Below are 8,898 nucleotides of genomic sequence, written 5' to 3' on the forward strand. Positions count from 1 at the left end.
CGGGATGGTGACATCCGACCCGACGGTGTTACTGGTGTTACCAATGTGACAGATGTTGCCAATGCCGAGCACTCTTGCAACACTAGCCACAGATTACCTAAGCCTCAACTTTAGATTGAGACTTTGCTCGATGTCCGGGTGTCGACCGTTCGGCCGACGAGGACCCGGGGACAACTCCGTCGACGAGGAGACCTGGCCATGGCGAAACTCCGTCGCACATCAGCCCCGCGGAGACGATCCGATCGCGGGGGGCGCACCTCCCCGCTCCGTCGGTCGCTGACCCTGGGGGTGGTGCCCGCGCTGGTCGCGGCGGGCGCGGTCGGGACCCTCCTCGTCGACTCTGGGGACCCGGCGGTGATGCCCGTGGTCGCCGCCGACACCCCGTTCACCATCTCCGGCCACGGCCACGGGCACGGCCGCGGCATGGGGCAGTGGGGTGCCTACGGGTACGCCAAGAACGACGGATGGTCCGCCGAGCGGATCGTCGGCCACTACTACGGCGGCACCGAGCTCGGCGACGTCACCGACCGGCGGATCGGGGTCCGGCTCGTCGGGCTGGACGGCAAGGGGCTCGGCGCCTACTCCGATGCCGGGGCGCGGGTGGCGGGCCGGGACGTCGCGCCCGGCGAGGCCGTGCACCTGACCGCGACCCCCGGCGGCGCGGCGGTCGTCGTCACCCAGGGGTGCGACGGCGCGGTCGTGTGGCAGGGCGCAACCGACCATCCATGGGTGGACCCGATCGACCTGTCCCCGGACCGGCCCGCGAACGAACACCTGAAACTGTGCGGCGGCAACACTTTCCGCGGATCGCTCGGCGTCGCGCTCGACGGTGTCGAGTCCCGGGTCCTCAACAACCTCGACCTCGAGGACTACCTCCTCGGGGTGGTGCCGGTGGAGGCAAAGGCCGACTGGGCCGACAGCGGCGGGAAGGAGGCGCTGCGCGCCCAGGCGATCGCCGCCCGCTCCTACGCGGCGGCCGAGCATCGCTATCCCTACGCCGAAACCTGCGACACCCAGGACTGTCAGGTCTACGGCGGGTCGAGCCGGGAGGACGACCGGACCACCGAGGCGGTGCGGACCACCGCGGGCAAGGTGATCACCCGGGGTGGGCAACCCGTCTCCGCCGAGTTCTCCTCGTCCACCGGCGGATACACCTCCGGCGGTGAGTTCGCGGCCGTCGAGGATCGCGGGGACACCCTCTCGCCGACGCACGACTGGACGCAGACCCTCACCGCGGGCGAGATCGGTCGCGCGTTCGGCGTCGGCGACCTGCGGTCGATCACCGTCGTCGGCCGCAACAACCTCGGCGCCGACGGCGGCCGGGTCACCGACCTTGAGGTCGCCGGATCGGGCGGCACCGCCCGGGTGTCCGGTCAGGAGGCGCGGACGAAGCTCGGCCTCAAGTCGGACTGGTTCACCGTCACCGAGGGGCTCGTCGCGCCCGGTGCCGCGCCGGGCCCGGCCCCGGACCTGCCGCCGACCGCGCCCGGCGAACCGCCCGCCCCCACCGAGATCGAGAAGAAGTACGCCGAGATCGGTGGCCCGGCAGGGGCATTGGGTGACCCCATCGGCCCGGAGATGTCTATGCCGGACGAGGCGGGCCGGTTCCGGATGTTCGAGGGCGGCGCGATCGTGTGGACGCCCGCCCTCGGTCCGCAGGTCATCGACGCGAGCGTGGTGATCTCCGAGCTCCCCGGTCTCCCCGGTCTCGGCAGCACCAGCTGACCCAGCCAAGCGGCTGCGCCGCCCGTGCGTGATTTTCACCCCGACCGGGGTGAAAATCACGCACAGTTCGGGGTGGTTGACATATTCGAGCATCTGTCTCACTCTCGACACATGACGACGATAATGTCCGGCAGTGTGGCCTACGTTCCGCCCACGGGGGAGACCTGGCGCGACCCGTTCGGCATGTACGCGGCGCTGCGCGAGCACGACCCGGTCCACCACGTGGTGCCCGCGTCCACCCCGCAGCACGACTACTGGGTGCTGACCCGGCACGCCGACGTGTTCGCCGCCGCCCGCGACCACGAGACCTTCTCGTCGGCGGACGGGCTGACCACCAGCTACGGCGAACTGGACAAGATCGGCCTGCGGGACAATCCGCCGCTGGTGATGCAGGACCCGCCGCAGCACACCGACTTCCGCAAGCTCGTCGCCCGCGGTTTCACGCCGCGTCAGGTCGAGTCGGTGGAGCCTGCGGTGCGGGCCTTCGTGGTCGAGCGCATCGAGGGGTTGCGCGCGGCAGGCGGCGGCGACATCGTCACCGAGCTGTTCAAGCCGCTGCCGTCGATGGTGGTCGCGCACTACCTCGGGGTGCCGGAGGAGGACCGCGGCCGGTTCGACGGCTGGACCGAGGCGATCGTCGCGGCCAACGCGACCGGCGACCCGCTCGCCGCGGCGAACGCGGTCGGCGAGCTGATGGGGTACTTCGGGGAGCTGATCGCCCGCAGGCACGCCGAGGCCGCGACCGGGGAGCTCGGCGACGACACCATCTCCCACCTGGTGTCCGCCGGGATGGGCGCGGACGGCGACCTCTCCGGGCTGCTGTCCATCCTCGGGTTCGCGTTCACGATGGTCACCGGCGGTAACGACACCACCACCGGCATGCTCGGCGGATCGTCCGCGCTGCTCACCCTGCACCGCGACCAGCGGGCGCTGCTCCTTGAGGACCCGTCCCGCATCCCGGACGCCGTCGACGAGCTGCTGCGCCTGACGTCGCCGGTGCAGGGGCTCGCCCGCACCACCACCCGCGACGTCACCCTGCACGGCGTCACCATCCCGGCGGGCCGGAAGACGTTGCTGGTCTACGGTTCCGCGAACCGCGACCAGCGAATGTACGGCGACGACGCGGAGCAGTTGAACGTGCTGCGGGCGCCGCGTCAGATCATGACGTTCAGTCACGGCGGCCACCACTGCCTCGGTGCCGCGGCCGCCCGGATGCAGGCCCGCGTTGCGCTCGAGGAACTCCTCGCCCGGTGCCCCGACTTCGAGGTGGACGTCGACGGAATCGTCTACGCGCCAGGAAACTACGTCCGGCGTCCGCTGCACGTCCCGTTCCGGGTGCGCCCGTGACCTGGCTGCGGGAGGAGCGGTCCGGGATCGCCGCGGAGCGGATCCTGGACGCGGCGGCGGACCTGTTCGTGCGGCGCGGTGTCGCGACCACCGGGATGGCCGAGATTGCCGCCGCCGCGGGATGTTCACGCGCCACCCTGTACCGCCACTTCGACGGTCGCCGCTCGCTGCACCGCGCGTTCGTGCACCGGGAGGCGCGCCGGGTCGGTGAACGCGTCGCCGCCGAGGTCGCCGCCATCCCCGACCCCGAACGCCGGATCGCCGACGCGATTCTCGCCGCCGTCCGGCAGGTGCGGGAAACCCCGACCCTCGCGGTCTGGTTCGCGGTCGAGGACGCCGGGATCGCGTCGGAGTTGGCGAGCACCTCGGAGGTGATCGAGGTGCTCGGCGCGGCCTTCCTCGCCGGCGCGTCCGGCGCCGACGGGACGGATCTGTCGCGGCAGGCACGGTGGGTGGTGCGGGTGATCGTGTCGCTGCTCACCGTTCCCGCGGCGGACGCCGACGAGGAGCGGGCCCTGGTCGAGCAGTTCGTGGTGCCCGCCCTGGCGGCGGGTCAGACCACGGTGCCGAACGCCTGACCGATCGCGAAGGTCACCACCATCGCCAGCGCGCCACCGAGCACCACCCGGGGCACGGCGCGGGCCCGGCGGGATCCTCCGAGTCGGGCACTGATGCTGCCGGTCAGGGCGAGGGCGACCAGCACCGCGACGAACGTCACCGGGATCCGCAGCGGCTGCGGCGTCGCCAGGATCGCGATCAGCGGCAGCATCGCGCCGATCGTGAAGGACACCGCCGACGACCCCGCCGCCTGCCACGGATTCGTCAGGTCGTTCGGATCGATGCCCAGCTCCGCGTCGGCGTGCGCGGCGAACGCGTCGTGCGCGGTCAGTTCCTCCGCCACCTGCCGGGCGGTGGCCGGTGCCAGGCCCTTCGCCTCGTACAGGTCCGCCAGCTCCCGCAGCTCGTCCTGCGGGGTGTCCCGCAGTTCGGCGCGTTCCCGCGCGAGCAGTGCCCGTTCGGTGTCCCGTTGGGTGCTCACCGAGACGTACTCGCCGAGCGCCATCGACACCGCGCCCGCCGCGAGCCCGGCGAGGCCTGCGGTGAGGATGGGGCCGCTTTCGGTCGTCGCCGCCGCGACACCCACCACCAGGCCCGCGGTCGAGACGATGCCGTCGTTCGCGCCGAGCACGCCCGCCCGCAGCCAGTTCAGCTTCGCGTACAGGCCCTGAGCAGGTGGCTCGGTGGGCGTCGGGTCGCCGTCGCCGGGTGCGTGCACATCGGTGCTCATGACCGAAACGCTATCGGCGTCAACGGCATCCGGCCAGCAATGTAAGCCTGCCCGAAGTCCGGCGGATCAGTCGAGGCGCGCGAACGCGGCGTCAAGGCCGTCGAGACCCGCGGCGTCGATCAGAAAGTCCCGCTCCAGGACGGTCCGGAAGGCGGCGGCGTCGTCGATCGGCGAGTGCTCGGTGCTGCCGTCCGCGTGGTGCACGGTCAGCCTGCGACCGGCCAGCGCGTAGCGGCGATCGTCGGTGGCGCGCGCCGCCATCGGCATCGTGACGAACCGCGACTGCGGCCACGTCGACAGGTACCAGTTGGTCGGCTCGTAGTCGATCGGCTGCTGCGGGTGCAGGTCGAAACGGTACGTGGTGCGCCACTCGTCGCCGATCCGGGCCTGCATCGCCCAGTCCCCGTCCAGGTCGACCAGCCGGAACGGCTCGAGCGGGGTGTCCTGCACGGTGTCGCGTTCGAGGCGCAGGGTGCCGGTCAGCGTCATGCCGCCGAAGCCGGTGTCGATCACACGCCGCTCCTCGTCGAGGTCGACGAGCAGCAGCATGTGCGTGCGGCCAGTGATTGCGTGCGGGTCCGGGGACCCCCACAGCACCCGCCCGGCCAGCGCGGTGACCGTATATCCGAGGTCCAGCAGCGCCGCCCGCAGCAGCAGGCCGTGTTCGAAGCAGTAGCCGCCGCGGCCACCGTCGACGAGCTTCGCCCGCAGGGACGGCAGGTCCAGCCGGTTCGGCACACCCCGGAACGGGTCCAGGTTCTCGAACGGGATCGAGCGGGTGTGCCCGGCCGCGATCGCGTCGAGTGTCGCGCGGGTCGGGGACCGATCGCCGGTGTGGCCGATCCGGGACAGGTAGGCGTCGAGGTCGAGGGTCACGCCCTCACGGTATGCGGTCCGCCGCACCGTGCGTGATTTGTACCCCGGTCGGGGTGAAAATCGCGCACGGGCGGCGGAGCCGCGGCGCCGTTGCGGGCTTCCGATACCCTGGTTGCCCGTGACCTCCGTATCCCCAGACTCCGCGACCTCCGGCCAGTACGACCTGATCATCGTCGGGTCCGGCTTCTTCGGACTCACGATCGCCGAGCGGGCGGCGACCCAACTCGGCAAGCGGGTCCTTGTCCTCGACAGACGGCACCACATCGGCGGCAACGCCTACTCCGAGGCCGAGCCGGAGACCGGCATCGAGGTTCACCAGTACGGGGCGCACCTGTTCCACACCTCGAACAAGCGGGTCTGGGACTACGTCACCCAGTTCACCGACTTCACCAGCTACCAGCACCGCGTCTTCGCGATGCACAAGGGGCAGGCCTACCAGTTCCCGATGGGCCTCGGGCTGGTCTCGCAGTTCTTCGGCAAGTACTTCACCCCGGATGAGGCGCGCGCGCTGATCGCCGAGCAGTCCGCCGAGATCGACAGCAAGGACGCGTCCAACCTCGAGGAGAAGGCGATCTCCCTGATCGGGCGCCCGCTCTACGAGGCGTTCGTCCGGGACTACACCGCCAAGCAGTGGCAGACCGACCCGAAGAACCTGCCCGCAGGCAACATCACCCGCCTTCCGGTGCGCTACACCTTCGACAACCGGTACTTCAACGACACCTACGAGGGTCTGCCCGTTGACGGCTACACCGCGTGGCTGGAGAACATGGCGAAGGACGACCTCATCGAGGTGCGCCTGAACACCGACTGGTTCGACGTCCGCGACGAGCTGCGCGCCGCCAGCCCCGACGCCCCGGTCGTCTACACCGGACCGCTGGACCGGTACTTCGACTACGCCGACGGCGAGCTGGGCTGGCGCACCCTCGACTTCGAGACCGAGGTGCTGCCGACCGGCGACTTCCAGGGCACCCCGGTGATGAACTACAACGACGCCGACGTCGCGTACACCCGCATCCACGAGTTCCGGCACTTCCACCCCGAACGCGAGTACCCGGCCGACAAGACGGTGATCATGCGGGAGTTCTCCCGGTTCGCCGAGTCCACCGACGAGCCCTACTACCCGATCAACACCCCCGCGGACCGCACCAAGCTTGAGGCCTACCGGCTGCGCGCGAAGGCGGAGACCGAGAACGCGAAGGTGCTGTTCGGTGGCCGCCTCGGCACCTACCAGTACCTGGACATGCACATGGCGATCGCGAGCGCGCTGAGCATGTTCGACAACACGCTGCGCCCGCACCTGGAGTCCGGTGCCCCGCTCGGTGGCGGGGTGGAGGCATGACCCCGAAGCACGTGATGGACCAGGACGCGCTCGTCGACACCCCGGATCTGCTCGGCACGGCGCTGCTGCAACGGGTGATCCTGCCGCGCGCCGGTGAGCCGCTCGACGTCCGCACCCTCTACCTCGAGGAGTCGCCGACCAATTCCCGTCGGGCGCACTCGCTCTCGCGCACCTCGCTGTCGTTGGGCGCGGAGTCCGAGGTGTCGATGTGCAGCTACTTCAACGCCTTCCCGGCCAGCTACTGGCGGCGCTGGAGCATCCTGACGTCGGTGGTGCTGCGGCTGGAATTGACCGGACACGGCCGCGTCGACGTCTACCGCTCGAAGGCGGACTCGTCGCGAATCCACGTGCAGGGCAAGGAGTTCCGCGGGGATTCGGATCCGACGACCGTGGAGTTCGAGGTGGACCTGGCGCCGTTCGAGGACGGCGGCTGGATCTGGTTCGACATCACCACCGACACCGACGTCGACCTGGTCGCCGCGGGCTGGTACGCGCCGATCGAGGCGCCCGGCGCCGGTCGGGTCGCCCTCGGCATCCCGACGTTCAACCGGCCGACCGACTGCGTGAAGGCGCTGACCGCGCTCGGCTCGGACCCGCTGGTCCTCGACGTGATCGACGCCGTGATCATCCCGGACCAGGGCACCCGCAAGGTCCGCGACGAGCCCGGATTCGCGGAGGCAGCCGCGGTCCTCGGCGACCGGCTCGCGATCCACGACCAGGCCAACCTCGGCGGCTCCGGCGGCTACAGCCGGGTGATGTACGAGGCGCTGAAGACCACCACCGCCGAGCACATCCTGTTCATGGACGACGACATCGAGATCGAGCCCGACTCGATCCTGCGTGCCCTCGCCCTGTCCCGGTTCGCGAAGTCCCCGATGCTCGTCGGCGGGCAGATGCTGAACCTGCAGGAACGCAGCCACCTGCACACGATGGGCGAGGTGGTGAACCGGTCCATCTTCATGTGGTCCGCCGCCCCGAACGTCGAGTACGACCACGACTTCTCCCGCTACCCGCTCGGCGACCGGGAGAACTCGAAGCTGCTGCACCGGCGCATCGACGTCGACTTCAACGGCTGGTGGATGTGCATGATCCCGCGGGTCGTCGCGGAGGAGATCGGCCAGCCGCTGCCGCTGTTCATCAAGTGGGACGACACCGAGTACGGGCTGCGGGCCCGCGCCGCCGGCTACCCGACGGTGACGATGCCCGGCGCCGCGATCTGGCACATGGCCTGGTCCGACAAGGACGACGCGATCGACTGGCAGGCGTACTTCCACCTGCGCAACCGTCTCGTCGTCGCGGCGCTGCACATGCCGGGCAACGGCCGCGGCATGGTCGTCAACACGGTCAAGGCGACCCTCAAGCACCTGCTGTGCCTCGAGTACTCCACCGTCGCGATCCAGAACCAGGCGATCCGCGACTTCCTCGGCGGCCCGGAGCACATCTTCGACCTGCTGCCGACCGCGCTCGGCCAGGTGCACGCGATGCGCAGGGAGTACCCGGACGCGGTCGTGCTGCCGTCATCGACGGAGCTGCCGCTGCCGTCCGGCGCCGGTGTCGGCGCCGTCGGTGACCCCGGCAACCCGCTCGCCAAGCTGGTCCGGCTCGGGAAGGGCCTGGTCCACAATGCGAAGCCGGCGCACGAGGAACACCACGAGCGCCCGCAGCTGAACGTGCCGACCCTCGACGCCCGCTGGTTCCTGCTCTCGCAGGTGGACGGCGTCACCGTCACCACCGCCGACGGTCGCGGCGTCGTCTACCGCAAGCGCGACCCGCGGCAGGCCTGGGGACTGCTCACCGAGGCCATGCGCCTGCGCCGCGAGCTGGCCCGACGGTTCCCCGAACTCAAGGACGAGTACGCCGCCGCGGTGCCGTCGCTGACGAGCAAGGAGAGGTGGGAGCGTGTCTTCGGCATCTGAGGTCAGGATCCTGAACCGGGTCCAGTCCACGATCGGCGCGCGCCCGGAGGTCGTTGCGGCCGCTCGCGGCCTGTCGCACTTCGGTGAACACGCCCTCGGCTGGATCGCGATCGCCGGTGTCGGCGCCGCGCTGGACCGGCCCCGTCGCAGGCAGTGGGCGGGGGTCGCGGTCGGCGCGGTCGGCGCGCACGCCGCGTCCATCGTGATCAAACGAGTGGTCCGCAGGCCCCGGCCGAACGACCCGTCCGTCCAGGTCAACGTGTCGACGCCGAGCAAGCTGAGCTTCCCGTCCTCGCATGCGACCTCGACCACCGCCGCCGCGGTGCTGCTCGGTCGGCTGACCGGGCTACCCTTGCCCGCGGTGCTCGTGCCCCCGATGCTGCTGTCGCGGCTGGTGCTGGGCGTGC

At 70.6% G+C, this 8,898-nt stretch carries 8 protein-coding genes; 6 read left to right on the forward strand and 2 right to left on the reverse strand.

What is annotated here, in order from left to right; genetic code table 11:
- Window positions 1-198 precede the first annotated feature (198 nt).
- From ACFWPA_RS05730 to ACFWPA_RS05740, 3 genes are all read left to right on the forward strand, one after another.
- On the forward strand, window positions 199-1,725 hold the full coding sequence (locus ACFWPA_RS05730; RefSeq protein WP_378507594.1) for a SpoIID/LytB domain-containing protein: 1,527 nt from the start codon (window positions 199-201) through the stop codon (window positions 1,723-1,725).
- A gap of 111 nt (window positions 1,726-1,836) precedes the next feature.
- Window positions 1,837-3,072, forward strand: a complete 1,236-nt coding sequence (locus ACFWPA_RS05735) for a cytochrome P450 (protein WP_378569813.1) — start codon at window positions 1,837-1,839, stop codon at window positions 3,070-3,072.
- Complete coding sequence (locus ACFWPA_RS05740) at window positions 3,069-3,650, forward strand: TetR/AcrR family transcriptional regulator (protein ID WP_378569814.1); 582 nt, start codon at window positions 3,069-3,071, stop codon at window positions 3,648-3,650. The genes ACFWPA_RS05735 and ACFWPA_RS05740 overlap by 4 nt, the downstream gene beginning before the upstream one ends.
- On the opposite strand, the gene ACFWPA_RS05745 is transcribed toward ACFWPA_RS05740, so the two are convergent.
- Together ACFWPA_RS05745 and ACFWPA_RS05750 are read right to left on the reverse strand one after the other, a co-directional pair.
- Window positions 3,626-4,360 (reverse strand): VIT family protein, encoded by a 735-nt coding sequence (locus ACFWPA_RS05745; RefSeq protein ID WP_378569815.1) that lies wholly within the window; start codon window positions 4,358-4,360, stop codon window positions 3,626-3,628. The two genes, ACFWPA_RS05740 and ACFWPA_RS05745, sit on opposite strands and share 25 nt — an antisense overlap.
- A 66-nt stretch (window positions 4,361-4,426) precedes the next feature.
- Entirely contained in the window at window positions 4,427-5,236 is an 810-nt protein-coding gene (locus ACFWPA_RS05750; protein WP_378507598.1) for an arylamine N-acetyltransferase, read from the reverse strand.
- 118 nt (window positions 5,237-5,354) lie between these two features.
- Here ACFWPA_RS05750 and glf point away from each other — a divergent pair, with 118 nt between their 5' ends.
- From glf to ACFWPA_RS05765, 3 genes are all read left to right on the forward strand, one after another.
- Window positions 5,355-6,575, forward strand: a complete 1,221-nt coding sequence (gene glf / locus ACFWPA_RS05755; protein ID WP_378507599.1) for a UDP-galactopyranose mutase — start codon at window positions 5,355-5,357, stop codon at window positions 6,573-6,575.
- Window positions 6,572-8,491, forward strand: a complete 1,920-nt coding sequence (locus ACFWPA_RS05760) for a glycosyltransferase (protein ID WP_378569816.1) — start codon at window positions 6,572-6,574, stop codon at window positions 8,489-8,491. The genes glf and ACFWPA_RS05760 overlap by 4 nt, the downstream gene beginning before the upstream one ends.
- The coding region (locus ACFWPA_RS05765) for a phosphatase PAP2 family protein (RefSeq protein WP_378569817.1) at window positions 8,475-8,898 on the forward strand (424 nt) is incomplete at its 3' end. The genes ACFWPA_RS05760 and ACFWPA_RS05765, both read left to right, overlap by 17 nt.

The organism is Rhodococcus sp. NPDC058505 (genome assembly GCF_042720095.1).
Lineage (GTDB): Bacteria > Actinomycetota > Actinomycetes > Mycobacteriales > Mycobacteriaceae > Rhodococcus_G.